Here is a 25074-nt window from a genome sequence, read left to right as displayed (position 1 = left end):
TCTAAGCTTGTGGGCATGAAAAGAATCCTGCTGAACTGCGATATGGGTGAAAGCTTCGGCGTGTGGAGCATGGGCGATGACGTGCATGCCATGCCGCTGGTTGATCAGGCCAATCTGGCTTGTGGCTTTCATGCTTCCGACCCGATGACTATGCAACGCACCGTCGCCCTGGCGGTGCAGCATGGGGTGAGCATTGGTGCGCACCCGGCCTATCCGGATCTGCTCGGTTTTGGCCGCCGGCATATCGCCTGCTCGCCGGAGGAGGTCACCGCGCTGGTGCTGTATCAGCTTGGCGCTCTGGATGCCTTCTGTCGCGCGGCCGGCACCCAGTTGGCCTACGTCAAACCCCATGGCGCGCTGTACAACGATCTGGTACGTGACGATGCGCTGTTCAACGCGGTACTGGAGGCCTGCGCCAGTTACCGCAAAGGCTTGCCGCTGATGGTGCTGGCGCTGGCTGACAACAGCCGTGAGCTGCAGCTGGCCGATACGGCCGATGTGCCGCTGATGTTCGAGGCCTTTGCCGACCGCGCCTACCTGGCCGATGGTCAGTTGGCGCCCCGACGCCTGAGTGGCGCGGTGCACCATGATCCGCAACGGATCTTGCAGCAGGCGTTGTCGATTGCTCGCGGTGAGCCGTTCGCTGATATTGACGGCAAGCCGCTGCAGCTGCGCGCCGACAGCCTGTGCGTGCATGGCGATAACGCCGACTCCCTGGCCGTACTGCGGCGTTTGCGGGCCAGCCTGGACGCCCTATGATCCGCCTCGAACCGGCCGGTGCCGAAGCGCTGCTGCTGGTGCTGGCCGAGCAGCCGGATGCGCAGCTGCCGCAGCGTATCGCCCTGCTGGCCGAGCGCATCCGTGGCGAGTTGGGTGAGGTGCTTACCGATCTGGTGCCGGGCTGGACCAGCCTGCTACTGCACTACGACCTAATGCGCGCGGATCACCTGGAGCTGGCCGAGCGACTCAAACCGCTGCTGGAGCGCTGGCTGGACGAGCCTTTTGTCGCGCAGGCCGGGCGGCTGCATGAAATCCCTATCTTGTATAACGGTGAAGACCTCGCCGAGGTCGCGCTTCTGTGTCAGCTCAGTGTCGCTCAGGTGATCGAACTGCATGCGGCGAGCGAGTACCGCGTTGGCGCGATTGGTTTTGCCCCAGGCTTTGCCTACCTCGGCGAGCTGGACGCGCGCCTGGCGTTGCCGCGTCGCACCACCCCGCGTATCGCCGTACCGGCCGGTAGCCTGGCGATTGCCGAGCGGCAAACGGCGATCTACCCGCACAGCTCGCCCGGCGGCTGGCACTTGATCGGCCGTTGCCCCTGGTCGCTGTTCGATGCCGCGCGAACCCCGCCATGTCCGCTGGCGCTGGGTGATCGGGTACGTTTTCGCAGCATTGATGAGCGTGATTTTATCCGCGAAGGCGGTCAGCCATGAGCGGCCTGCGGGTGCTCAAACCAGGGCCGCAAAGCCTGCTGCAGGACGCCGGGCGGCAGGGCTGGCAACACCTGGGCGTATCACCAGCCGGGCCGCTGGATTGGCATGGTGCGGCCTGGGCCAATCATCTGCTGAACAATCCCTGGGGCACGCCGCTGCTGGAAATCGCCCTGGGCGGCGTCGAGTTGCAGGCCGAGGTCGACACCTGGGTGGCGGTTTGCGGCGCCCAGGTGCCGCTGAGCCTGGATGATCAGCCGCAGCCGTTGTGGACGCGCTTGCCGCTGCGCAAGGGGCAGCTGCTGCGTCTGGGCTTTGCCCGCAGCGGCCAGCGCGCCTATCTGGCGGTGGCCGGCGGCTTCAATGCGGCGCCGGTGCTGGGCAGCGTCAGCGTGCAATTGCGTGAAGGGCTGGGGCAGGCGTTGCAGACTGGGGATCTGCTGGCCTGCCGGCCCGCACATTTCACTCACGCCGCCAGCATGCCCTGGCCTTATCTGCCGGATTACCGCTGCAAACCCTTGTTGCGGGTGATTACCGGCGGCGATGCGGCGAGTTTCGAGGAAGGCCAGTTGCAGGGCTTTTTCGCTCAGACCTGGCAGCTCAGCCCGCACTCCGACCGCATGGGCGCGCGGCTGCTCGGCGAGGCCGTGCAACCGCCCGTGCGGCAGTGGTCATTGGGGGTTGGCCGGGGGGCGATTCAGGTGCCTCCGGATGGCCAGCCGATCATCCTCCAGGCCGACCACCAGAGCATGGGCGGTTACCCGCTGCTCGGTTGGCTGCATCCCCTCGATCAGGGTCGCCTGGCGCAATGCCCGGCGCACCATCCGCTGCGCTTTACCCCGGTCAGCATCGGCGACGCGCAGGCTGAGCTGCGCGAGTTCTACCGATTCTTTCGCCGTTAAAGGGTCTTGGCCATACGGCTGGCCAGCAACGCCCAGGCGAATAACAGCAGGCAGATGATCAGCATGGGCCAGCCGCGCCAGTACAGGTAAGGCGTGAGGCCCTGCATCGGTTGCACCTGGCCATACAGCACCGCCTGTTCGAACTGCGGCAGTTGCGTGGTGATCTGGCCTTGCGGGTCGATCAGCGCGGTGACGCCGTTGTTGGTCGCGCGGATCATCCAGCGGCCGGCTTCCAGGGCGCGCATCTGCGCCATCTGCAGGTGTTGCAGCGGGCCGATGGAGCGGCCAAACCAGGTGTCGTTGCTGATGGTCAGCAGCAGGTCGCTTTGCGCGGCCAGGCCGGCGGAAAACTCCGGGTAGACCACTTCGTAGCAGATAAACGCGGCAATCGAATGGCCCTTGGCCTGCAGCAGGCTTTGTTCGGCGGAGCCACGGGCGAAGTCGGACATCGGCAGGTCGAAGAAGGCGATCAGCCCGCGCAGCACTTCCTGCAGCGGCACGTATTCACCAAACGGCACCAGCTTCTGCTTGAGGTAATCACCGCTGCCCTGGCCGACCACGCTGATGCCGTTGTAGTAGCGCTGTTCGCCGCGCTCGTTGCTCTGGCGAATCGGTACGCCGGTAATCAGCGCAGCATTTCGCTCATTGGCGAAGCGATTGATCATGCCCAGGTAGCCCTGGGCGCGGTCCTTGAGCACGGGGATGGCGGTTTCCGGCCAGACGATCAGGTCAGTCGGCTTGGCGCTGAAGGTCATGTCGCGGTACAGCGCGAGCTGCGCGTTGAGCTGCTCGGGGTCCCACTTCATGTTCTGTTCGATATTGCCCTGCATGGCCGACACGCTAAGCGGCTCGCCCAGCGGCTGGGTCCAGGCGTGACCCTTGAGGGCGATACCTGCAATCCACGGGGCGATTAGCAGCACAACGCCGATGGCGAGAAACACCTTGCGCGTGCGCAGTTGCGCCAGATTCACCAGCAGCGCGGCGCTTAGTGCCAAGGCAAAGGACAGCAGCCACACGCCGCCCACCGGGGCCAGCCCGGCCAGCGGGCCATCCAACTGGCTGTAACCGGCATACAGCCAGGGGAAACCGGTGAGAAACCAGCTGCGGAAGGCTTCCTGCGCCAGCCACAGGGCGGCGAAGGCCAATGCGTCGGCCAGCGGCGCTTCGACCCGGCGCAGCCAGCGCGTCCAGACCCAGGCGCTGAGGGCGAACAGTAGACCGAGGCCGCCGACAAACAGTAGGGTCAGAAGGACCGCCAGGGGCGGCGAGGCCGCGCCGTAATCGTGGATGCTTACGTACACCCAGCTGGTGCCGGCGGCGAACATGCCAAAGCCATAACTCCAGCCACGCAGCACTGCCTGGCGCGGCCTGAGGTCACGCAGGCCGAGGTAGAACAGGGCGATGGAGAGGATGGCCAGCGGCCACAGGTCATAAGGCGCCAGCGCCAGGGGCGTGATAGCGCCAGCGAGCAGCGCGATCAGGTTGCCGGGCCAGCCAGGTCGGGTTATCCAGTGCATTGCATGCAGGTCCTTGGATTGAGGTGGCGCAAGGGTAAAGCGGTAGAGCAGGCGGGGGAAGTGTTGCGAACCGGCCACCCTGAAGGTGGCCGGTGGCTGTTAGTTGCTAACCGGGCTCAGGCGCAGCAGATGGATGCGGCGACTGTCGGCATTGAGGACGCGGAAGCGGAATTCGCCGATCTGGGTGACTTCGTTGCGCTTGGGCAGGTGGCCGAAGGCGCTCATCACCAGGCCGCCGACGGTGTCGAATTCGTCATCGGAGAATTCGGTATCGAAGGCTTCGTTGAAGCTTTCAATCGGCGTCAGCGCCTTGACCAGAAAATCACCTGAAGGCAGTGGTTTGACGTAGCTGTCTTCCTCTACGTCGTGCTCGTCTTCGATATCGCCGACGATCTGCTCCAGCACGTCCTCGATGGTCACCAGGCCAGCAACGCCGCCGTACTCATCGATCACCACGGCCATGTGGTTGTGGTTGGCGCGGAACTCGCGCAGCAGCACGTTGAGGCGCTTGGACTCGGGCACAAAGGTGGCCGGACGCAGCAGGTCCTTGATATTGAAGTTGGGCTGTTCGCCCGAGAGGATCAGCGGCAGCAGATCCTTGGCCAGGAGGATGCCGATAACATCGTCGAGGCTCTCGCCAACCACCGGGTAGCGCGAGTGCGCAGCCTCGATGATCGAGGGCAGAAATTCTTTGGGCGTCTGGTTGGCCTTGATGCTCATCATTTGTGAGCGCGGCACCATAATGTCGCGAACCTGCAGGTCGGCGACCTGAATTGCACCTTCAACGATGGCCAGTGCTTCGCTGTCGAGCAGCTTGTTCTGATGCGCTTCGCGCAGCACTTCCAGCAATTCCTTGCGGTTTTTCGGCTCATGAGCAAAAGCCTGGGTCAGTCTGTTAAACCAGGACTTCTGCTCGTTGCTCGATCGGTCTTCGCTCATGGTGGTTACTCAGGAACCTTTTGTATTTTCGTTGAGGGGATTATTCGTGGTCGGCGTAAGGGTCGGGGTGACCCAGTTCGGCGAGCAATTCTCGTTCCAGCGCTTCCATCTCTTCTGCTTCTTCATCCTCGATGTGGTCGTAGCCGAGCAAGTGCAGGCAGCCGTGGATCACCAGGTGCGCCCAATGCGCTTCGCTGGTTTTGGCTTGTTCCTGTGCTTCGCGCTCAACCACCGGCGCGCAGATCACCAGATCGCCGAGCAGAGGAATATCGAGCAGCGGAGTGCCGCCCACCTCGTCCGGTACATCGGCAGGGAAGGATAGTACGTTGGTGGCGTAATCCTTATGACGCCAGGTGTGATTGAGTTCGCGGCCCTCGGCTTCATCCACCAGGCGAATGGTCAGCTCGGAGTCGGCGCTGCGCTGGCGCAGGGCAATTTCGCACCAGGCGCGAAACTGCGCTTCGCTCGGCAGGCTGGCAGCTTCACTGGCAATTTGCAGGTCGAGTTCAAGCATTGTCGTCTTGCTCGTCGACAAGCTTGCCGTGCATGCGGTTGTCGTAGCGCTCGTAGGCTTCGACGATGCGCTGCACCAGTGGGTGGCGCACCACGTCCTTGGGCTTGAAGTGGGTAAAGCTGATGCCGGGGACGTCACGCAGCACGTCGATCACGTGGGTCAGACCGCTTTTGGTGCCGCGCGGCAGGTCGACCTGGGTGATATCGCCGGTGATCACCGCGGTCGAGCCGAAGCCGATGCGGGTGAGGAACATCTTCATCTGTTCCAGGGTGGTGTTCTGGCTTTCGTCGAGGATGATAAAACTGTTGTTCAGCGTGCGGCCGCGCATATAAGCCAGCGGCGCGACCTCAATCACCTGCTTCTCGATCAGTTTGGCCACCTGCTCGAAGCCGAGCATCTCGTAGAGTGCGTCGTACAGCGGGCGCAGGTAGGGATCGATCTTCTGCGACAGGTCGCCAGGCAGGAAACCGAGCTTCTCGCCGGCCTCTACTGCCGGGCGCACCAGCAGGATGCGGCGAATCTGCTCGCGCTCCAGCGCATCCACCGCGCAGGCCACGGCCAGGTAGGTTTTGCCGGTACCGGCCGGGCCGACGCCGAAGTTGATGTCGTGGTCGAGAATGGCTTTGACGTAGCGCTGCTGATTGGCCCCGCGCGGACGAATCATGCCCTTGCGGGTGCGCAGGGCGACGCTGGCTTCGACGGTCGGGTTGCTCATTTCCTCGATCCCGGACTCCTGCAGAAACAGGTGCACCAGCTCGGGCGACAGTTCGGTGTTTTCGGCTTCGCGATAAAGGCGGTGCAGCAGCTGCTCGGCGGCGCGGGTCTGGCCGGCTGTGCCGACCAGTTCGAACTGGTTGCCACGGTTGCGAATTTCGATGGCCAGGCGCTGCTCGATCAGGCGCAGGTGCTCATCAAATTGGCCGCACAGGTTAGCGAAGCGGCGAGCCTCAAAGGGTTCAAGGATAAAACGGAGTGGTTCTATGGATGCGTTCAAGGTCGTGTGATGGCCGCCAGTCGGCTGGGGTAGTGAAACGAAGAATAGCGCTAGCGGCCGCGAGGGGGAAGCTCGGGCCGCCAGCAACCTGTTGCAGAGCCGTTCGCGTAGGGTGGATGACGCCTCACCCATCCACCAATCACGCAGCCATGGTGGATGTAAAAAACGACATCCACCCTACAGCAATGTGCCGCGCAGCGAGTTGGGCATTGCTTCGTCGATATGCACGTCGACGAACTGGCCGATCAGGCGTGGGTTATCACTGCGGAAGTTAACCACCCGGTTGCTCTCGGTGCGGCCCTGGAGCATGCCGGGGTCCTTCTTCGAGTAATCGTTGACCAGGATGCGCTGCACAGTGCCCGCCATTCGTCGGCTGTTTTCGAAACCCTGCTGGGTGATGCGGTGTTGCAGCAATGCCAGGCGCTGTTTCTTCAGCTCCAGCGGCGTGTCGTCGGGCAGGTCTGCTGCCGGGGTGCCGGGGCGCGAGCTGTAGACGAAGGAGTAACAGAAGTCGAAACCGACATCCTCGACCAGCTTCATGGTCTGCTCGAAGTCCTTCTCGGTTTCACCGGGGAAGCCGACGATAAAGTCCGAGCTGATCAGGATGTCCGGCACGGCGGCGCGCAGCTTGCGGATGCGCGACTTGTATTCCAGTGCGGTGTGGTTGCGCTTCATCGCCGCGAGAATGCGGTCGGAGCCCGATTGCACCGGCAGGTGCAGGTACTTCACCAGCTCGGGAATCTCGGCGTGGGCCTGGATCAGTGCGTCGGAGAACTCCAGCGGATGGCTGGTGGTGTAGCGGATGCGGTCGATGCCATCGATGGCGGCCACGGCGTAGAGCAGCTCGGCGAAGTCGGCGATCTGCCCATTCTGGGTCGCGCCGCGGTAGCCGTTGACGTTCTGCCCCAGCAGGGTGATCTCACGCACGCCGTGTTCGGCCAGGTGGATGATTTCACCCAGTACATCGGCCATCGGCCTACTGACTTCTTCGCCGCGCGTATAAGGCACCACGCAGAAGGTGCAGTACTTGCTGCAACCTTCCATCACCGACACGTAGGCGCTGGGGCCATCGACGCGCGGTTCGGGCAGGCGGTCGAATTTCTCGATCTCGGGGAAACTGATGTCGACCTGGGCGATCTTGGTGGTGCGCGCGGCGTCGATCATTTCCGGCAGGCGGTGCAGGGTCTGCGGGCCGAAGACCACGTCGACGTAGGGCGCGCGATCACGAATCGCCGCGCCTTCCTGGCTGGCCACACAGCCACCGACTCCAATCACCAGGTCGGGATTGGCAATCTTCAGTTTTTGCCAGCGGCCGAGTTGCGAGAACACCTTGTCCTGTGCTTTTTCACGGATCGAGCAGGTGTTGAGCAGGATGATGTCAGCGTCTGCGGCCTTCTCGGTGACTTCCAGGGCTTGATGTTCGCCCAGCAGGTCGATCATGCGCGAGCTGTCGTACTCGTTCATCTGGCAACCGTGGGTTTCGATATAAAGCTTCTTGGTCATGCGCGCTCAAAAAGGGTGATTCGAAGAACCGCGCATTATAGGGAGCTAGTGCCAGGGTTCCTAGCGTTGGCTGCTAGGCGGCTATGCTATGATCCGCGCCCTTTCAATTAACCCATCGGTACGAACTGCATAGCCATGAGCAAGCGCGAACCCATCTACAAGGTGATTTTCCTCAACCAGGGTCAGGTGTACGAGATGTACGCCAAGCAGATCTTTCAAAGCGATCTGTGGGGCTTTCTGGAAGTAGAAGAGTTCGTCTTCGGCGAGCGCACCCAGGTGGTCGTCGACCCCAGCGAGGAAAAGCTCAAGGCGCAGTTTGACGGTGTGGTGCGCAGTTTTATCCCCATGCACGCGATCATCCGCATCGACGAAGTCGAGCGCTTGGGCACGCCAAAGATCAGCGAGGCCAAGGGCGGCGGCAATGTTATGCCGTTCCCCATGCCGATGCCGGATAAGTAAGGGTTTCGTCTGGTATGTGGGCGTAGGGTGGATGTCGCTTTTTACATCCACCACTCGTTGTCAGTGCGTAGGATGGGTTGAGCTTGCGATACCCATCATCAGGCCGCATGGGTATCGCTTCGCTCAACCTACGCGGCCCGACCCATCCTACGGCAGCGGCGCGAACGGCGAGGTAAGGGCTTCGGCGTTCTGCAACTCCAGCAGGTAGTTGCGGAAGATCTGCCCGAGCACCTGGCTGGCAATTTCCAGTTCATTGCGGGGCATCTGCGCGGCGATCAGGTCGGCGCTGTCCATGGCTTCGTCCGAACCATTCACCGCCGCCATCTTCAGCACGATATAAGCCTGCACCGTATTCGCCGGCACGCCTTCGCCGCGGAAGAACATCATGCCCAGGCGGTACTGCGACTGCGCATGGCCTTGCAGCGATGCCTGCTCGAACCATTTCAGCGCCAGGTCTAGATCGCGCTCGACACGCTTGCCGTCGTAATAGAATTCGCCCAGCTCGAACTCCGCCTGCAGGTCACCATTGAGCGCAGCCTGCTCGCAGGCCTCAAGGGCAGCGGGCAGTTCTTCGGGGGCGGTGTTGAGTGAGCAGCTGCCAAGCGCGGGGATCAGCAAGGAGTTGCCGCTCGCCGAGGCGAGCAGTGGCAGCAGGAGCAACAGGCAGCCCAGGGACAGGGTGCGGCCGGTGCGTTTCATGAAAATCCGTTTACCTCGGGATGCACAACAGGCGATGTGCCTGGCCGCCGTAACGCGACAGCCATCGCATTATGAAATAAGCAGCGGCGTTCTTACAAAGTCTTTACCGGGTTTTCTTCTGTGCGGCCACGTTTTGCACTGCCGGGCAGGCTCAGCAGCAGCCAGGCCAGTAGCGGATAGGCCGGTGTCAGCAGCGCGTGGAACAGATCAACTCGGCGTAACGAGCCGATAAATCCCTGAGTGCCGACAGCCAGTCCGGCCAGCAGAAACAGCCCGACCACCGCGACGGCAGCTGCAAGGGGCGCACGCTTAGGCCACTGCACGGCGCCGGCGTAGAGGATCAGCAGCAGGGTCGCCAGATTGAGCAGCAGGCGGTAATCCTCCAACTGATTCATCTGCCGGAACAATTCGAAGAAGGCGCACAGCCCTAGCAGAATGCGTCCCCAGTTGGCGCGGCTCCATTGCCAGCCGCGGCCCAAAGCCAAGGCGGCGGCGCCGAGTAGCGGCAGGCCTAGAAAGCTGCTGGCCTGGCTTAGCCACAAGTGCGCGGCCTGTGCGCTGGGGTCGATACCAAAGCGAATCACCCCGACGGCAGCCGCTGCGGCCGGCAGGAGAAACCCCAGCAGGGCGCAGAACAGCGCCGGTTGGTCAGCCTCACCATAGTGCTTGCGGGCTTTGCCGATAGCGATTGCACAGGCCAGGCAGGCCAGCGCCAATACGCCATCAGACAACGCGGTGCTGTACTGCATCAGGCTTTCTTCAGCTCGGTAAAGGCACGCTCGGCGGCGTCCAAGGTGATTTTCAGCTCGGCATCGCCATGGGCGATCGAGGTGAAGCCGGCTTCGAAGGCGCTTGGTGCCAGGTACACGCCGCCGGCCAGCATCAGGTGGAAGAAGCGCTTGAAACGCTCGGCGTCGCTGGCCATCACATCGTCAAAGGTGACGATGTCGTCGGCGCCGCTGAAATACAGGCCGAACATGCCGCCTGCCTGGGTGGTGACGAATGGAATGCCAGCCGCATCGGCGCGGTCTTGCAGGCCCTGCAGCATGCGGCTGGTGTAGTCAGTCAGCTCGGCGTGAAAGCCCGGGCGTTTGATCAGGCGCAAAGTAGCCAGGCCGGCAGCCATGGCCAGCGGGTTACCCGACAGGGTGCCGGCCTGATACACCGGGCCGAGCGGGGCGATGCAGTGCATGATCTCGCGCTTACCACCGAAGCAGCCGACCGGCATGCCGCCACCGATGATCTTGCCGAAGGTGGTCAGGTCCGGGGTGACGCCGTAATGGGCCTGGGCGCCGCCGAGGGCAACGCGGAAGCCGGTCATCACTTCGTCGAATATCAGCACCACGCCGTGTTTGTCGCACTGCTCGCGCAGGCCCTGCAGGTAGCCCGGCGCAGGCGGCACGCAGTTCATATTGCCGGCCACCGGCTCAACGATGATGCAGGCGACGGTCGAACCGACTTCACTGAGCATCTGCTCGACGGCGGCCAGGTCGTTGAATGGCAGGGTCAGGGTGTGTTTAGCGAAGTCCGCCGGTACGCCAGCGGAGCTAGGAACGCCCTGGGTCAAAAGGCCAGAGCCGGCTTTGACCAGCAGGCTGTCAGAGTGGCCGTGGTAGCAGCCTTCGAACTTGATGATGTTGTCGCGGCCGGTGTAGCCACGTGCCAGGCGAATGGCGCTCATGGTCGCTTCGGTGCCGGAGCTGACCATGCGCACCATTTCCATCGACGGCACCAGGCTGCACACGAGGTCGGCCATCTCGGTTTCCATGGCGGTCGGCGCGCCATAGGACAAGCCGTGCTGCAACTGATTGCGCACCGCGTCGAGTACGTCCGGGTGGCTGTGGCCGAGGATCATCGGGCCCCAGGAGCCGACGTAGTCGACATAGCGCTTGTCGTCTTCATCGGTAACGTAGGCGCCTTCGGCGTGTTTGAAGAACAGCGGAGTGCCGCCGACGCTTTTGAAGGCGCGTACCGGCGAGTTGACGCCGCCAGGGATGTGCTTTTGCGCGTTGGCGAAGAGGGTTTCAGAACGGGACATGGCAGGGCCTCTCAAGCTGGAGCCGGGGCGAGCCGTGTCGCCCCTGATAACGATTAGTTAGAAACAAACAGGGCGCTAAAGGCGCGGGCGCGGCGCTCGACTTCTGCGGCCGAGTCGGCACCGAACAGGCCGTGCACCACGGCAACCATGCTGGCGCCATGGGCGATCAACGTGGGGGCGTTGTCCAGGGTCACACCGCCGATGGCAACCATCGGCAGGTTGACCTTGGCTTTCGCCGCAGCCAGCAGCTCGAGGTCAGCTGACGGAGCGCCAGGTTTGGTGGTGGAGTTGAAGAAGCGGCCGAAGGCGACATAGCTGGCGCCTTCCTTGGCGGCGGCCTCGGCCAGCTCCAGCTGGGCGTGGCAGGTGCCGCCGATGATCGCCTTGCGTCCGAGCAGTGCGCGGGCGACGGACAGCGAGCCGTCGGTTTGCCCCAGGTGCAGGCCGACGCCTAGACGCGCGGCCAGTTCGGCGTCGTCATTGATGATCAGCGCCGCGCCATAACGGTTGCACAGTTCGCGCAGGGCTTCGGCCTCACGTAGGCGCCGCGCTTCATCGCTGGATTTGTCGCGGTATTGCAGCAGCGTCGCACCACCCTTGAGTGCAGCCTCGACGTAGGGCAGCAGCTTGCCCTTGAGCAATTCGCTGTCGGTGATGGCATACAGGCCACGCAGTTTCATTGGAAGCGCTCCATCAGCTGCTTTCTATTAATAAGCATCCAGCGGCAGGCGGCGCGGAATGTACTGGCCGTGGCCAGGCTGCTCGGCGTCGCGCAGGGTGCGCCAGGTGTAGTCGAGAGCAAATTGCACGGCGCTGACCAGTTCCTGGCCTAGGGCCAGGCGGCCGGCGAGGGTGCTGGCCAGGGTGCAGCCGGAACCGTGGTAGCTGCCAGGCAGGCGCTGGCAGGTAAAGGTATGGCGGCTGCCGTCGCGGCTGTAGAGGCGGTTGTGCACTTCGTGCTCATCGCCATGGCCGCCGGTGATCAGCAGGTGCTGGATATACGGCAGCAGTTTTTCTGCGCACTCATCGGCGCTGCCGTCCGGTAATTCGGCGAGGATGCGCGCCTCCGGCAGGTTTGGTGTGGCGATGGTGGCGACGGGCAGCAGACGCTCGCGCATGGCATAGCCGACTTCATCCTTGCCCAGCGCGCCGCCGCCGCCGGCACGCAGCACCGGATCACAGACCAGCGGGATGCCCGGCAGGCGCTGCATGATCTCCAGCACGGTTTCGACCATCTCCACCGAGCCGAGCATGCCGAGCTTTACTGCTTCAACCGGCAGGTCGCTGATCACCGCATTGGCTTGGGCCAAGACCCACTCGCGGTCGAGTACGCGAAAATCGGACACATTGACGGTGTCCTGCACGGTCAGCGCGGTCACGGTTGGAGCGGCGTGACAGCCTTGGGCGAGCAGGGCTTCGATATCGGCTTGCAGGCCGGCACCACCACTGGGGTCATGACCGGACAGGCACAGCACTACGGGGCGAGAGGTAGGCGTTTTCATGGTGCGCGAGCTTACCACCAAACCACGGCTTACAGACCTCTAAACGGCAGGAAAGCCCGCCCGGCAGACGACCTGCTGTACGGTTAAAAGTCCTCCAGGCGCAGCGTCTCCCTGCTCTCAGCCCGTCGGAGCCTATGCTAGAGTGCCGACCTTCCGAATAGACCGCACCGGCGGCGCGTCATGGCGTCGCGGGCATACCCTGGCTGAGCTGCATGCACTACATCCTTCTCTGTTTCTTCATGCTGGTGCCAGGCTTGGCCGGGGCATTGGTTTTTGACGAAAACACCCGCAGCCTGCCGCTCGGCAAGGCCATGTCGGTGTTCGAGGATGTACGCGGCGATGCCAGCATCGAGGACATCACCTCGCCGGCCTTGCAGGCCAGTTTTCGTCAGCACGACAAGGGTGTACTGAACGCCGGTTATTCGCGTTCGGTGTTCTGGCTGCGCCTGGATTTGGAATACCGACCGCAGCAGGTCACGGGCGTGCGGCCCTGGCTGCTGGAGCTGGCCTATCCACCGCTCGATCATGTGCAGCTGTATCTGCCCGATGCGCAGGGGCGATATCAGCTGACCCAGCACACCGGCGATGCCTTGCCGTTTTCCAGCAGGGAGATCAAACAGCACAATTATGTGTTCGAGCTGAAGTTACCGCCGGCGCAGCGGCAAAGCGTTTACCTGCGCCTGGAAAGCCAGGGCTCGATTCAGGCACCGCTAACCCTCTGGGCGCCCAACGCTTATCTGGAAGATCAGCCGGCACGCATCTATGTGCTGGGCATCATCTATGGCGTGCTGCTAGTGATGCTGATCTACAACCTGTTTATCTTCCTCAGCGTGCGCGACACCAGCTATCTGTATTACATCCTCTATATCGCTTCGTTCGGTTTCTATCAGCTGTCGGTCAACGGCGCGGCTATTGAGTATTTCTGGCCCAGCAGCCCCTGGTGGGCAAACGCCGCCACGCCCTTTCTGATTGGTGCTGCGGCGCTGTTTGGCTGCCAGTTCGCGCGCAGCTTTCTGCATACCGCCGAGCACAGCCCCTGGGTTGATCGCGCACTGTTGCTGATGATGGCTTCCGGTGTACTGGTGATGACCTTGGCATTGACGGCCAGCTATGGTCTGTCGCTGCGCCTGGCCACTTACCTAGCATTGGGCTTTACCGTGGTGATTTTCAGCGCCGGTATTCTTGCCTGGATGCGCGGCATGCGCGTGGCGCGTTATTTCATCATCGCCTGGACCGCCTTTCTCGCCGGCGGAATGATCAACACGCTGATGGTGCTGGGCTACCTGCCGAATATGTTCCTCACCATGTACGCCAGCCAGATCGGCTCGGCGCTGGAAGTTGGCCTGCTGTCGCTGGCCCTGGCCGATCGCATCAACGCAATGAAGGAAGAGCGCACGCGCATCCTTCAGGAGGCCGGGCTCAAGCTCGAAGCCTTTAACCAGGAACTGGCCAACAGCAACCGCCTCAAGGATGAATTCCTCGCCACCGTCACCCACGAACTGCGCACGCCGATGAACGGGGTGATTGGTTCGCTGGAGCTGATGCAGATGCTTGAGATCGACGGCGAGCTGGCGCACTACCAGCGCACGGCCGCCAGCTCCGCCCGCGACATGATGCGCATGGTCAATGACATTCTCGCCCTCACCGAGTTGCAGGCTGGTCGTTTGTACCCGCGTCGTGAGCCGTTCAGCCTGCGCGGCCTATTCGATGGCCTGCGTGCGCAATACGCTCCGCGCGCCGAAGAAAAGGGCTTGCGCTTTGTACTCGAGTTGGATGACAGCCTGCCCGATACCCTGGAGGGCGACGCCAGCAAGCTGGTGCAGAGCCTCAACTGCCTGCTGGATAACGCCATCAAGTTCACCCTACATGGCGAAGTACGGGTACGCGTTGCTCGCGGCGGCACGGTCAGCGACATCCTGCCGCTGCGCATCGAGGTGATCGACACTGGCATCGGTTTCGCGACACCGGCCGACGGCAAGCTCTATCAGCGCTTCCAGCAGCTGGATGGTTCGATGACCCGCGAATACGGCGGCCTGGGCATTGGCCTGGCGATCTGCCGACAACTGGTCGACCTGCTCGGCGGCGACCTCAGCCATGAGTCCCAGCTGGGGCAGGGCAGCTGTTTCCGCCTGGAACTGCCGCTGGCCTTGCCGGTGCAGATGACCACTCCAGCCGCAGTGGTGCTGCGTGCCACCGGCCCGGCATTGCGCGCGCCTGAGCAGTGCACGGTATTGATCGTCGAGGACAACGCGATCAACCAACTGGTAACCCGCGGCATGTTGCTCAAGCTCGGATATCAGGTGCGTACCGCCGACAACGGTGCCGAAGCGCTGGAAGTGCTGCGCAGCGAGACCGTCGACGCGGTGCTGCTGGATTGCCAGATGCCGATAATGGACGGTTTCGCCACCTGCCGCGCGCTGCGCAATCTGCCAGGCTGTCAGCTGCTGCCGGTACTGGCGATCACTGCCCACAGCCACAGCGGCGACCGTGAGCGTTGCCTGGCCGCCGGTATGAGCGACTACCTGGCCAAGCCGGTGAAGTTCGAGCAGCTGCGCAATCTGTTGCACGACTGGGTGCTCTGCCGCGAGTCCTGATCTACGATCTGCTGCGCGTCGGCCCTACTGCGTTAAAACAGGCCGGGACGCGGCGTCTCGGAATGCTCATTTACAGCTCGTAAACTCGTATGCGAGCCCAGTCCGCTTCCTCGCCGCTTTGACCAGCCGAAGGCTGTTACTACGTAGCGCCTTGTATGGCTCTAGCTCGCGAGATCGTAAATTTATTATTGAGTTGTATGCGCCAGCAGCTGACCAATATGCCCGCTGTTGTGCCCGGAATCGCCCTTTAGCCAAACTCTGAATCCTGATTCACTTAAGCGATAGTGAATCAGGATTCAGACCATGGCCTATCGCACCACTGCACTGCGTATCGACCGCGACCAGGCGCTGCGTGAGCGCATCATCAGCGCCGCTCTGGCGCGGGTTGCCGAGGGCGGTTTCGCCGCCTTGACCATGCAGGCGCTGGCGGAAGATGTCGGGATTGCCACCGGTAGCCTGTACCGTCACTTCAGCAGCAAAGGCAGCCTTGCGGCCGAGGTGTTTGCCGTGGCCAGCCAGCGTGAGGTCGATGCCCTAGCGGCCACCGTGCGTGGCCCCGGCAGCCCGGTGCAGCGTTTGGCGGCAGGGCTTGAACGCTTTGCCGCGCGGGCCTGGGACAGCCGTCGTTTGGCCTTTGCACTGATCGCCGAACCGGTCGATGCAGAGGTCGACGAGCAGCGCCTGCTCTACCGCGAAGCCTATGCCGATCTGTTCGTCGAATTGCTGCAGGAGGGCGTCGACCAAGGCTTGTTCCATGTGCAGCAGATCAACCTGGTCGCAGCCTGCCTGGTCGGCGCCATTGCCGAAGCCCTGGTCGGGCCGTTGTCGCCGCCTGCGCGTGCCGCCCGTGAAGCCGGATACCCCGCCCCCAGCCTGGCTGAAGTCAGCCAGGCCCTGGTCACCTTTTGCCTGCGCGCCGTGGGCGCCGTGGGCGCCAAATTGCCTGAAGAGGAGCCTCAGCCATGAATGCCAGCCAACACGCCGAAACCCATGAAGTGTTCAACCAGGTGCCGCCGCTGGATGGCGCCAACCTGTACCGCGTTGACCTGCCGCTGCAGGAGTGGGCCAAGCGTTTCGGCGGCGGCTGGGCCGAGCAGCGCCTGGATATATATGGCGGCCTGGCGGGCGGCGAGCTGATGGCCGCAGGCTTTCTCGCCAACGAAAACAAACCGGTGTTCAAGAGCCATGACCGCTACGGTCACCGTGCCGATCTGGTGGAGTTTCACCCGGCTTATCACCAACTGATGAGTGCGGCCATTGAACACGGCCTGCCGTCCATGCCCTGGACCGATCCGCGCGCGGGCGCCCAGGTGGCGCGCGCCGCCATGAGTTACCTGCACAGCCAGGCCGAGGCCGGTAGCGGTTGCCCGCTGACCATGACCTTCGCCAGCGTGCCGGCGCTCAAGCTGCAGGCCGATGTGGCCGAGAAGTGGCTACCGAAAATCCTCTCGACTCAATACGACCCGCGCAACCTGCCGATCGAGCAGAAAACCGGCGCGACCATCGGCATGGCCATGACCGAGAAGCAGGGCGGCACCGATGTGCGCGCCAACACCACCCGCGCTTATCCAGTCGGCCTTGGCGGCCCGGGCCAGGTCTACGAGTTGGTCGGCCACAAGTGGTTCTGCTCGGCGCCGATGTGCGATGCCTTCCTGACCTTGGCTTACACCACTAAGGGCCTGACCTGCTTTCTGCTGCCGCGCCACCGCCCGGACGGCATGCGCAACGAGTTCTATATCCAGCGCCTGAAGAACAAGCTGGGCAACTGGTCGAACGCCTCCAGCGAGGTGGAGTTCCGCGGCGCCCTGGCCTGGATGGTTGGCGAAGAGGGCCGTGGCGTGCCGACCATTATCGAGATGGTCGCGTTGACCCGCTTCGATTGCATGATCGGCTCCAGCGCCCTGATGCGTCAGGCCCTGACTCAGGCCGCGCATCACTGCGCCCATCGCCAGGTTGGCGGGCGCGCACTGAGCGAACAGCCGCTGATGCAGAACGTGTTGGCCGATCTTGCCCTGGAAAGCGAGGCGGCCTTGGCGCTGACCATGCGCATGGGCAAGGCGCTGGATAACGCCCATGACGAGCAGGAAGACAAGTTCGCCCGCCTGGTCACCGCCGTGGGCAAGTATTGGATCTGCAAACGCGCGCCGGCGATGATCAACGAGGCCGCCGAATGCATGGGCGGTGCCGGTTATGTCGAGGACACCATCCTGCCAAGGCTGTACCGCGAAGCGCCGGTCAACTCGACCTGGGAAGGCTCGGGCAACGTGCAGTGCCTAGACGTGCTGCGCGCCTTGTCCAAGGAGCCGGGCGTGCTTGATGCGCTGTTTACCGAACTGGGCGACGGCCATGGCGATGCGCGGCTGAAAGCGCATATCACGCAACTGCAGGCGGATTTCCGCGACACCGCCGATATCCAATACCGCGCCCGTCAGCTCACCGAAGATGTGGCGCTGGCGCTGCAGGCCAAGCTGCTGCTGGAAGCCGGTAATGCGGCAGTGTCCGATGCCTTTATCGTCAGCCGTCTGGGCGGGCAGGGCGGTCGGGTTTACGGTACCTTGCCGCGTGGCGTGGATGTCGAAGCGCTGGTGGCGCGCAGTACGCCGCACCTGATCTGAGGCCTGAATATGCACGCCACTCTCTTTGAACAGTTACAGGCCTGGCTGGCCGGTGATATCGGTGCGGATTATGGTATCTCCCAGCTGCAGGCCGCAGCTGGGGTGGCGAGCTTCAGCAGTCAGCCGCCGGCCGTGCACTTTAATCCGCTTGGCGGTGTGCATGGCGGCTATACCGCCACGCTGTTCGATGCGGCGCTGGGGTTGGCGGTGTACTCGCAGGCCAGTGCCGAGGAGGTCTACGTGACCGCCAGCCTGCAAGTGAATTACCTGCGCCCGGTGGGGCTGGCGGCCTTGCCGCTCCATACCGAAGCTTGCGTGCAGCAGCGCGAGGGGCGACAGGTATCTGCGCAAGCCACTTTGCATGATGCTCAGGGGCAGCTGTGCGCCAACGCCAGTGCCGTATTTACCTGCTTGCGTCATACGGCGTCAGGCTCTCTTCCGTCTGTTGGCGCGCCTGCGCCATAAAATGCCGGGTCTGTCATTTCTCTCTGCCGCCGGGTAAGGTGGCCGCCGATGGTTCCAGCTCGTGTTAAGCGACTGGATGAAAAGGGAACATGGAAAGCACCGCAACCGGTGCTGAAGCCATGGCTGCCCCCGCAACTGTAAATGGTGAGCAACGCCCAGATGCCACTGGCCGCAAGGTCGGGAAGGCGGGCGAAGCGTCAAACCGTGAGCCAGGAGACCTGCCATCGAAGCCGGGCGCTTATGCCCATCCCCCTCAATCCAGATCATCGCGCGGTGGGCGCGGTACAGGAATTTCTATGCACATCGAACCAGAAGTCGTCACTGGCGCCAAACTCTTCCTCAGCTATGCAACCGCCGCCGGTGCCTTCGGCCTCACGGCCAAGCTTGCCCTCGACAGCGTGCGCGATAACGGTGGCTCCGCCGCCCTAGCGCTACGCAGCCTAATCACCACCGCCTTGGTGTTCTGCTTCTTTGAAGTCTTTCCGCATCAGGCGGTTGGCGTTTCTGAAGTGCATCTGATCCTCGGTTCAACCTTGCTGCTGCTGTTTGGTGCTGGTGCCACGGCTATCGGTTTGGCGCTCGGCCTGCTGCTGCAAGGGCTGCTATTCGCTCAGTTCGACTTGCCGCAGTACGGCATGAACGTCACCACCTTGCTGGTGCCGTTGTGGGGCATCAGTCTGCTGGCCAAACGCCTTATCGCGCCCGGCACTGCTTATGTGGATCTCTCCTATAAGCAAGCGTTGGCACTGTCGACGGCTTATCAGGGCGGTATCGTCGCCTGGGTAGGCTTCTGGGCGGTCTACGGCAACGGCTTCTCCGGCGAGAACCTGGCTGCCGTCGGTAGCTTCGGCCTGGCCTATATGAGTGTGATCCTGATCGAGCCACTGGTCGATCTGGGTGTGCTGGCCGCCGCCAAGGCGCTGTCGGCTTATAGCCGTGGGCCGCTGTTCAACTCGCGTCTGCACCAGCCGGCCTGATTGATCAGCGCCGCCGCTGCCAGATCAGCTTGCCGGTATTGCTTTCAGTGACCAGGTACTGGTCACTGAAACGATAGTAGGCGGCAGGCTGATAATCACTGCTGCCCTGCATCTGCACTTCCAGCAAGCCGTTGTTGCTCTGCCAGCGTCCGCTGTATTGCAGCTCGCCAGGGCTGTCGTAGTTCCAGTCTGAGCCGCCTGCCACGTTGCGCGTCCACTGCGAAACGCTGCCGTCATCACTCAGTTGCAGAATCATCTGGGTGGTCATGGAGGCGAAATTGGCGCCGCCGCTATTGATGATCTTCTCGTGCACCCAGGTGCCGATCAGTGCCGGGTCGCGTGTTGCGCTGCTGCTCGGGCTGCTACTTTGCGCGGCGGCTGCAGTGCTAAGGTTCTGCCGGTGGAACAGTGCCTTGCGTTCCAGGGTTGCCCCGGTAGTCGGATTGCGTGCAGCGATATGAGTGTTAAGCACGCCATTGGCGTAGGTGGCATTCATATTGGCGATCAACTGCCCGGACTGCGGCTCGCTAATTTGCGCACTGAGCAGTTGGCCGTCAAAGCTGCCGCTAATCTGCAGGCGCAGCCTGCCACCCTCCACATATTCCCCTGTGACCTGCTGGCCCTGGCTGCGCAGGTGCATTTCGGTTGGCTGGCCATCCAGCGTGGTCAGGTAGTGGCCGTCCAGGCTATCGGCCAGTATAAAACTGGGTAACAGACACAGCACAAGTGTGAGCAGGGAGCGCGGCATGAGTTTTCCTTAGGGAGTTGGCTGACTGAAGATTAGCAACGGATGCTTGACCTGGGGGCCGCCCCACACTTGCAGACTGGCGACACAGCCTAATAGAGGAGCGTTGCCATGACCCGCGAACAAGCTTTCTGGCAGGAATACCAACTGGCCCGCGCTCAGCGCGGCATTGACCCTGCTGCCGAGCTGCGCCATCTGGAGCGCGCGCATATTCTCGGTCAACGATATTTCAGTGAACATCTGCGCAGTCATCTATGGATGCTCGCCTGGGCTTGGCACCAGCGCGATTGGGCTGAGGGCCTGGCACAACTGCTGCGCATCCCCGGTAGTCTGGGCTCGCTATTGGGGGTGTTCCCGCGGGGCAATCCGGGCACACGGCGCGTCGGTCCGCTGACCCCGCAGGCGGTGCCCGAGGACCTTCAGGCGCTGCTCAAGTAGCCTGCGCGGGTAACGTCGCGCTATCGCAAACGCGGCGGATCAGGGCAAGATAGAGCCATTCCGATCAGCCAGGAAGGTGCCTTGTGAACCCTTGTTCCGATGACTTTATTGTCGCTAACACCGCTGAAGAAGCGGTGGATCGTCTGGCCGCCTTGCACCTGCAGGCGACCACGGGCTTGAGCCAGGCGCTCAAGCGCTATCTCAAGGAACGTATCAAGCCGGATGCCGAGGAACAGTCGCGTTTTCGCTACCCGGAGCTGCGCCTGATCTACCTGTGTCAGGGCGAGGTGCCGACCACCGTGCGCGCCTATGCCAAGGTGCAGGTGCCGGGCACTTACAGCGTCACCGTCACGCATCCGGCGGCGTTTCGCAAATACCTGCTGGAGCAGCTGCTCCCGTTGATGAACGATTTCACCGTGCGCGTGGAAGTGGGCATCAGCCAGCAGAACATTCCTTATCCGTACGTGGTCGAGCAGGGCGATGAGCTGGCCGGCTCCGGGGTAACCGCCGCCGAATTGGCGCGGGTGTTCCCCAGCACCGACCTGTCCGCCGCTACTGATGGCACCGCCGATGGCCTGTATGACTGGGAAAACACCGACCCGCTGCCGCTGGCGCTGTTCGATGCTGCGCGGGTGGATTTTTCCCTGCGCCGTCTGGTGCATTACACCGGCAGCGATTGGCGCCATGTGCAGCCGTGGATTCTGCTGACCAACTACCACCGTTATGTCGACCAGTTTATTCGTCACGGTCTGGACATGCTGGTGGGTGACTCGCGTTTCACCCGTATGGTGTTGCCCGGCAACGTAGTTATCAGTCGCGGCATGGCCGAAGGTGAGATGCAGGCGATCATCGAAACCGTGGTCTGGCACCGTTACCAGATGCCGGCTTATCACCTGCAAGGTGAAAGCGAGGGCGATGGCATTACCTTGGTTAATATTGGCGTCGGCCCCTCCAACGCCAAGAACATCACCGACCACCTGGCCGTGCTGCGTCCGCATTGCTGGCTGATGATTGGCCACTGCGGCGGCCTGCGCCAGTCGCAGACCATCGGTGACTATGTACTGGCCCACGCCTACATGCGTCGCGACGGCATTCTCGACCGTGTATTACCGCCGAATATCCCGCTGCCGGCCCTGGCCGAAGTGCAGCAGGCGTTGCAAGAAGCAGCCAGGCAGGTGACGGGCGAGCAGGGCGATGAGCTGAAGAAGCGCCTGCGTACCGGCACCGTGCTGACCTACGACGACCGCAACTGGGAACTGCGCTGGGCCCAGGAGCGACCACTGATCAACCTGTCCCGCGCCGTGGCGGTGGATATGGAAAGCGGCACCATCGCAGCCCAAGGCTATCGCCTGCGGGTGCCTTACGGCACGTTGCTATGTGTTTCCGACAAACCGCTACACAGCGAAATCAAACTGCCCGGCGCGGCGGGTGCGTTCTACGAGCGTGCGGTGACCCAGCATTTGCATATCGGCATCACTGCGCTCGATTTGCTGCGTAACCAGCTCAACTCGCTGCACTCGCGCAAACTACGCAGCTTCGACGAGCCGCCGTTTCGCTAAGCTGCCAGGCCTTTGTGGGCTTGTGCACAACCTGAGTGCCTAAAACGAAAGTGGGCGCACAGCTGGGTTAGGCTGTGCGCCCGAAATTGATGACAAGGAGTGTTGCATTTATGGACCAGGCTCAGGTTCTGCTCGAAGGGTTGTGGGAGCCTTTCAGTTTCATTTCTCTGTTTGGCTATATCAGCCTTGGCATTTTGCTGGGAGCTCTCTTTGGTCTGCTGCTAGCGCTGTTCCTGCATCGCCGCGGCTGGTTGGCGCGGCGCAAGCGCTGGCACCACTGGCTGCTCAAGCTGTACTTCCTCATATTGCCACTCTGCGGTGGCCTTCTCGGTTCCCAAGGCGGCATGTTGTACGGGGGGCAGCAGCAAGTGCATCGTCATATGGAGTCCTACGTCCCGTTAGTTCAGGTGGTTGCCGGTAGCGTCTGGTTGGAGTTCGAACGTTTCTTTGAGGCACAGGATCAGCAGGCTCTGGGGCAGCAGCTGCAGCGCATGAGTGTGCAGGAGGTACTCAACCAGTTGGCTGCACAATATTTGCAGGCGCAGTTACTGGCCCATGCGCCGCAGCTCGATGGTGCTTCGCTTAGTGAGCGCATTGCCCTCAAATTGTTTGAGCAGCTGCAACAGCAACTGCTGACAGTGGCTGTCAGGGACGTGGCGGTGGAGCAGGCCGGCAAATATACCGGGATGAAACCGCAGGTGATTCTGGATGTGCTGGATGCGCGGGTCGAGCAGCTGTTCCATGCAGACTTCCTGTTGGGTCTGCTCAAGCAGCAACTTAGCCAGGTGCTCAAACCGTTCTACCTGACCTTGTTGGTGCTGTTTATCCTGATGTTGGCACTGATCGGTGTCGAGTTGCTGTTGTCACGCCACCTGCGTCAGTGGCGGGTCGAAGAAGCTCACAATCTCACTACAGCGAAGGTGCAGATGCAGTAACAGAGAAGTTGATCGGCATCGCCGTGCTGGGCCTGCTGCGTAGCTTCGACGAGCCACCGTTCCACTAGCGGTCCGCGTTGCATAAAAAAGCCCGAGGTTTGTGCCTCGGGCTTTTCTATTTCAGCTCAGTTTATTTGCTGGCATCCAGCACCACGCGGTAGCGCGCTTTACCGGCGCGCAGGTGGTCGATGGCCTCGTTGACCTTGCTCATGGGGAAGTGCTCGACCTGCGGCAGGATCTGATGGCGGGCGCAGAACTCGAGCATTTTCACCATATTGGCGGGCGATCCGACCGGGGAGCCGGACATGCTCTTCTGCTTCGGAATCAGATTGAACACATGCACCGGGATCGCGCTCGGTACGATGCCGACAAAGTGCAGACGACCTTTGCCGCGCAGGGTGCCGATCATGGCGTTCCAGTCCAGGTCCGCGCTGGCGGTGACCAGCAGGAAGTCCAGACTGGCGGCAATGGCTTTCAGCGCAGCGCTGTCGGTCGATGCCACCACCTTGTGTGCGCCCAGGCGTTTGGCTTCGTCCTGCTTGCTCAGCGATGAGGTGAAAGCGGTAACTTCGCAGCCCCAGGCATTGAGAAAGCCTAAGGCGAGGTGACCGAGACCACCGATGCCGACCACGCCGACTTTATCGGTGGGTTTTACATCGAAATCCAGCAGTGGGCTGAACACTGTGGAACCGGCGCAGAACAGCGGGCCGACCAAGGCTGGGTCGAGACCTTCCGGCAGCGGTACGGCCCAGGCCCAGTGGCTGCGCAGGCGGTCGGCGAAACCGCCGTTGCTGCCAACAATCGTCGGCTTCACCGTGCCGCAGAGTTGGTGCGCACCTTCCATGCACGAGCTGCAATGCATGCAGCTGCCTTTGTACCAGCCGATGCCCACCCGCTGGCCGAGCTTGAGGCCGCGGGCCTGCGGGCCGAGGCGCACCACGGTGCCGACCACCTCATGGCCGGGGATAAAGGGGTAGCGCGCATTGCCCCATTCGTTGTCAATCATCGACTGGTCGGAGTGGCAGATGCCGCAGTATTCCACTGCCACTTCCACCTCTTCGGCGCCCAGCGGGCCGGGGTCATAACTATGCGGTTCGAGGGGCGCACCGGGGGCTTTGGCAGCCCAGCCGGTAAAGGTTTCGACGATGGATTCGGACGAACTCATAACAATGGCCTCGGGGCGGGAAACACAATCTTGCCAGCATAGCCCGCTACGTCGGTGAAGGCTGCGCGGATCACTCAGCCTGATAGTCCAACCTTGGCCTCGGTTACACTGGCCGCTTCGTAACCTGCTGCTGGATCACCTATGTCACGCCCACCTCGCCCTGCGTCCTCTCGTCCGCACAGCGGCAAACCTGCCGTGCGCCGTGTGGCCAAGGCGCCACCCGCCGAGCCACGGTTGTTGGTGCTGAACAAGCCCTTCGACGTGCTGACCCAGTTCAACGACGAGCAGGGCCGCGCCACCCTCAAGGATTTTGTCGATGTGCCCGGCGTCTATCCGGCTGGCCGGCTGGATCGTGATAGCGAAGGCTTGCTGCTGCTGACCAACGACGGTGGCCTGCAGGCACGCATCGCCGATCCCAAGCACAAGCTGGCGAAAACCTATTGGGTACAGGTTGAGGGTGAACCGAGCGAAGCGCAGTTGCAGCAGCTGCGTGAGGGCGTGCAATTGAATGACGGCCCGACCCTGCCGGCTGAGGCGCGTCTGCTAGATGAGCCGCAGTTGTGGGATCGCAACCCGCCGGTACGCTTTCGCAAAAGCATCCCGACGGCCTGGCTGGAGCTGGTGATTCGTGAAGGACGCAACCGTCAGGTGCGGCGTATGACAGCGGCGGTTGGCCTGCCGACGCTGCGCCTGGTGCGGGTGCGTATCGGCTCCTGGAGCCTGGACGGCTTGCAGCCTGGCGAGTGGAAAGAGGTAGAGGCGCGTTTGTAGCCTAAATGGGTCGATCAGCCGTGAATGCCGCGGCTCGCTTCGATGATGTAGGTGATGATCGGTTTGGCCAGAAAGGCGAACAGACACAGACCCAGGCCCAAGAACAGGATCGCCGTGCCCATGCGGCCGGCCTTGGAGGTTTTCGCCAGGTCCCAGATGATGAAGAACATAAACACCATCAGTCCGCCGACCAGCGCGTACATCATCAGGGATTCGAACTGTTCGGTTTCCATTCGGGCCTCGTGAACCTGCAGGTGCTCGGCTGGGTGCCGAAAATCGATGCGTAGGCGGGCGCGGTGACGCTCGCCAGAGG

The 25074-nt window shown here is 62.5% G+C and carries 26 protein-coding genes and 1 riboswitch; of the genes, 13 read left to right on the top strand and 13 right to left on the bottom strand.

Annotated elements, in window-relative coordinates:
* Nucleotides 1-15 precede the first annotated feature (15 nt).
* From AACY25_RS05565 to AACY25_RS05555, 3 genes are read left to right on the top strand one after another with little or no spacing between them, the layout of a single operon-like run.
* Nucleotides 16-759 carry a 5-oxoprolinase subunit PxpA gene (locus AACY25_RS05565; protein ID WP_339523014.1) on the top strand — a complete coding sequence of 248 codons (744 nt, stop codon included), beginning with the start codon at nucleotides 16-18 and terminating at the stop codon, nucleotides 757-759.
* On the top strand, nucleotides 756-1433 hold the full coding sequence (gene pxpB / locus AACY25_RS05560; RefSeq protein WP_339523013.1) for a 5-oxoprolinase subunit PxpB: 678 nt from the start codon (nucleotides 756-758) through the stop codon (nucleotides 1431-1433). The genes AACY25_RS05565 and pxpB overlap by 4 nt, the downstream gene beginning before the upstream one ends.
* Nucleotides 1430-2332: a 5-oxoprolinase subunit C family protein gene (locus tag AACY25_RS05555; protein ID WP_339523011.1), complete on the top strand. Its 903-nt coding sequence runs from the start codon at nucleotides 1430-1432 to the stop codon at nucleotides 2330-2332. Before pxpB ends, AACY25_RS05555 begins: the two co-directional genes overlap by 4 nt.
* On the opposite strand, the gene lnt is transcribed toward AACY25_RS05555, so the two are convergent.
* From lnt to miaB, 5 genes are all read right to left on the bottom strand, one after another.
* Complete coding sequence (lnt, locus tag AACY25_RS05550; protein WP_339523010.1) at nucleotides 2329-3849, bottom strand: apolipoprotein N-acyltransferase; 1521 nt, start codon at nucleotides 3847-3849, stop codon at nucleotides 2329-2331. The genes AACY25_RS05555 and lnt overlap by 4 nt on opposite strands.
* A gap of 99 nt (nucleotides 3850-3948) precedes the next feature.
* Entirely contained in the window at nucleotides 3949-4788 is an 840-nt protein-coding gene (locus AACY25_RS05545) for an HlyC/CorC family transporter (RefSeq protein ID WP_339523009.1), read from the bottom strand.
* Between the two features lie 40 nt (nucleotides 4789-4828).
* Entirely contained in the window at nucleotides 4829-5302 is a 474-nt protein-coding gene (ybeY, locus tag AACY25_RS05540) for an rRNA maturation RNase YbeY (protein ID WP_339523008.1), read from the bottom strand.
* The gene (locus tag AACY25_RS05535) at nucleotides 5295-6296 is read right to left on the bottom strand and encodes a PhoH family protein (protein ID WP_339523007.1); all 1002 of its coding nucleotides are present in this window, start codon (nucleotides 6294-6296) and stop codon (nucleotides 5295-5297) included. Before AACY25_RS05535 ends, ybeY begins: the two co-directional genes overlap by 8 nt.
* A 177-nt stretch (nucleotides 6297-6473) precedes the next feature.
* Nucleotides 6474-7799, bottom strand: coding sequence for a tRNA (N6-isopentenyl adenosine(37)-C2)-methylthiotransferase MiaB (gene miaB / locus AACY25_RS05530; RefSeq protein WP_304866648.1), 1326 nt, complete (start codon nucleotides 7797-7799; stop codon nucleotides 6474-6476).
* Between the two features lie 135 nt (nucleotides 7800-7934).
* Between miaB and AACY25_RS05525 the strand changes: the two genes are divergently transcribed.
* Nucleotides 7935-8258 carry a DUF1820 family protein gene (locus AACY25_RS05525; protein ID WP_090249225.1) on the top strand — a complete coding sequence of 108 codons (324 nt, stop codon included), beginning with the start codon at nucleotides 7935-7937 and terminating at the stop codon, nucleotides 8256-8258.
* 147 nt (nucleotides 8259-8405) lie between these two features.
* Here AACY25_RS05525 and AACY25_RS05520 read toward each other — a convergent pair whose 3' ends face one another.
* From AACY25_RS05520 to AACY25_RS05500, 5 genes are all read right to left on the bottom strand, one after another.
* The gene (locus tag AACY25_RS05520) at nucleotides 8406-8957 is read right to left on the bottom strand and encodes a tetratricopeptide repeat protein (protein ID WP_339523006.1); all 552 of its coding nucleotides are present in this window, start codon (nucleotides 8955-8957) and stop codon (nucleotides 8406-8408) included.
* Nucleotides 8958-9049: 92 nt separating this feature from the next.
* The gene (locus AACY25_RS05515) at nucleotides 9050-9706 is read right to left on the bottom strand and encodes a hypothetical protein (protein WP_339523004.1); all 657 of its coding nucleotides are present in this window, start codon (nucleotides 9704-9706) and stop codon (nucleotides 9050-9052) included.
* Nucleotides 9706-10995, bottom strand: coding sequence for a glutamate-1-semialdehyde 2,1-aminomutase (gene hemL, locus AACY25_RS05510; RefSeq protein WP_339523003.1), 1290 nt, complete (start codon nucleotides 10993-10995; stop codon nucleotides 9706-9708). The genes AACY25_RS05515 and hemL overlap by 1 nt, the downstream gene beginning before the upstream one ends.
* Nucleotides 10996-11048: 53 nt before the next feature.
* A complete protein-coding gene (gene thiE / locus AACY25_RS05505; protein WP_339523002.1) occupies nucleotides 11049-11675 on the bottom strand; it encodes a thiamine phosphate synthase in 627 nt (208 codons plus the stop codon).
* Nucleotides 11676-11702: 27 nt separating this feature from the next.
* Complete coding sequence (locus tag AACY25_RS05500; RefSeq protein ID WP_339523001.1) at nucleotides 11703-12497, bottom strand: hydroxymethylpyrimidine/phosphomethylpyrimidine kinase; 795 nt, start codon at nucleotides 12495-12497, stop codon at nucleotides 11703-11705.
* 212 nt (nucleotides 12498-12709) lie between these two features.
* On the opposite strand from AACY25_RS05500, the gene AACY25_RS05495 reads away from it, so the two are divergent.
* From AACY25_RS05495 to AACY25_RS05475, 5 genes are all read left to right on the top strand, one after another.
* The gene (locus AACY25_RS05495) at nucleotides 12710-15091 is read left to right on the top strand and encodes a hybrid sensor histidine kinase/response regulator (RefSeq protein ID WP_339522999.1); all 2382 of its coding nucleotides are present in this window, start codon (nucleotides 12710-12712) and stop codon (nucleotides 15089-15091) included.
* A gap of 303 nt (nucleotides 15092-15394) precedes the next feature.
* Nucleotides 15395-16057, top strand: coding sequence for a TetR/AcrR family transcriptional regulator (locus tag AACY25_RS05490; RefSeq protein ID WP_339522998.1), 663 nt, complete (start codon nucleotides 15395-15397; stop codon nucleotides 16055-16057).
* On the top strand, nucleotides 16054-17706 hold the full coding sequence (locus tag AACY25_RS05485) for an acyl-CoA dehydrogenase family protein (protein ID WP_339522997.1): 1653 nt from the start codon (nucleotides 16054-16056) through the stop codon (nucleotides 17704-17706). The genes AACY25_RS05490 and AACY25_RS05485 overlap by 4 nt, the downstream gene beginning before the upstream one ends.
* Before the next feature lie 9 nt (nucleotides 17707-17715).
* Nucleotides 17716-18171 carry a PaaI family thioesterase gene (locus tag AACY25_RS05480; protein WP_339522995.1) on the top strand — a complete coding sequence of 152 codons (456 nt, stop codon included), beginning with the start codon at nucleotides 17716-17718 and terminating at the stop codon, nucleotides 18169-18171.
* Nucleotides 18172-18203: 32 nt separating this feature from the next.
* Nucleotides 18204-18411, top strand: a riboswitch (cobalamin riboswitch).
* Between the two features lie 56 nt (nucleotides 18412-18467).
* Nucleotides 18468-19148, top strand: a complete 681-nt coding sequence (locus AACY25_RS05475; protein ID WP_339522994.1) for an energy-coupling factor ABC transporter permease — start codon at nucleotides 18468-18470, stop codon at nucleotides 19146-19148.
* A 4-nt stretch (nucleotides 19149-19152) separates the two neighbouring features.
* Here the strand turns inward: AACY25_RS05475 and AACY25_RS05470 are convergent, their stop codons facing one another.
* On the bottom strand, nucleotides 19153-19896 hold the full coding sequence (locus AACY25_RS05470; protein ID WP_339522992.1) for a hypothetical protein: 744 nt from the start codon (nucleotides 19894-19896) through the stop codon (nucleotides 19153-19155).
* Nucleotides 19897-20004: 108 nt separating this feature from the next.
* Between AACY25_RS05470 and AACY25_RS05465 the strand changes: the two genes are divergently transcribed.
* From AACY25_RS05465 to AACY25_RS05455, 3 genes are all read left to right on the top strand, one after another.
* Nucleotides 20005-20331 carry a DUF3703 domain-containing protein gene (locus AACY25_RS05465; RefSeq protein ID WP_339522991.1) on the top strand — a complete coding sequence of 109 codons (327 nt, stop codon included), beginning with the start codon at nucleotides 20005-20007 and terminating at the stop codon, nucleotides 20329-20331.
* An 83-nt stretch (nucleotides 20332-20414) separates the two neighbouring features.
* Nucleotides 20415-21890 carry an AMP nucleosidase gene (gene amn / locus AACY25_RS05460; RefSeq protein WP_339522989.1) on the top strand — a complete coding sequence of 492 codons (1476 nt, stop codon included), beginning with the start codon at nucleotides 20415-20417 and terminating at the stop codon, nucleotides 21888-21890.
* A 110-nt stretch (nucleotides 21891-22000) separates the two neighbouring features.
* Nucleotides 22001-22825: a hypothetical protein gene (locus tag AACY25_RS05455; RefSeq protein ID WP_339522987.1), complete on the top strand. Its 825-nt coding sequence runs from the start codon at nucleotides 22001-22003 to the stop codon at nucleotides 22823-22825.
* A 130-nt stretch (nucleotides 22826-22955) separates the two neighbouring features.
* On the opposite strand, the gene ahr is transcribed toward AACY25_RS05455, so the two are convergent.
* Complete coding sequence (gene ahr, locus AACY25_RS05450; RefSeq protein ID WP_339522986.1) at nucleotides 22956-23990, bottom strand: NADPH-dependent aldehyde reductase Ahr; 1035 nt, start codon at nucleotides 23988-23990, stop codon at nucleotides 22956-22958.
* Between the two features lie 204 nt (nucleotides 23991-24194).
* Between ahr and AACY25_RS05445 the strand changes: the two genes are divergently transcribed.
* Nucleotides 24195-24761 (top strand): pseudouridine synthase, encoded by a 567-nt coding sequence (locus AACY25_RS05445; protein ID WP_339523845.1) that lies wholly within the window; start codon nucleotides 24195-24197, stop codon nucleotides 24759-24761.
* Between the two features lie 14 nt (nucleotides 24762-24775).
* On the opposite strand, the gene AACY25_RS05440 is transcribed toward AACY25_RS05445, so the two are convergent.
* A complete protein-coding gene (locus AACY25_RS05440) occupies nucleotides 24776-24994 on the bottom strand; it encodes a DUF2788 domain-containing protein (protein ID WP_136663084.1) in 219 nt (72 codons plus the stop codon).
* Between the last annotated feature and the right edge of the window lie 80 nt (nucleotides 24995-25074).

Origin of the sequence: Pseudomonas sp. EA_35y_Pfl2_R111 (genome assembly GCF_963970955.1) — a bacterium.
Classification (GTDB): Bacteria; Pseudomonadota; Gammaproteobacteria; order Pseudomonadales; family Pseudomonadaceae; genus Aquipseudomonas.
The sequence above is the reverse complement of the archived record's forward strand: the minus strand, read 5'-3'. Positions and strand labels throughout refer to the sequence as shown.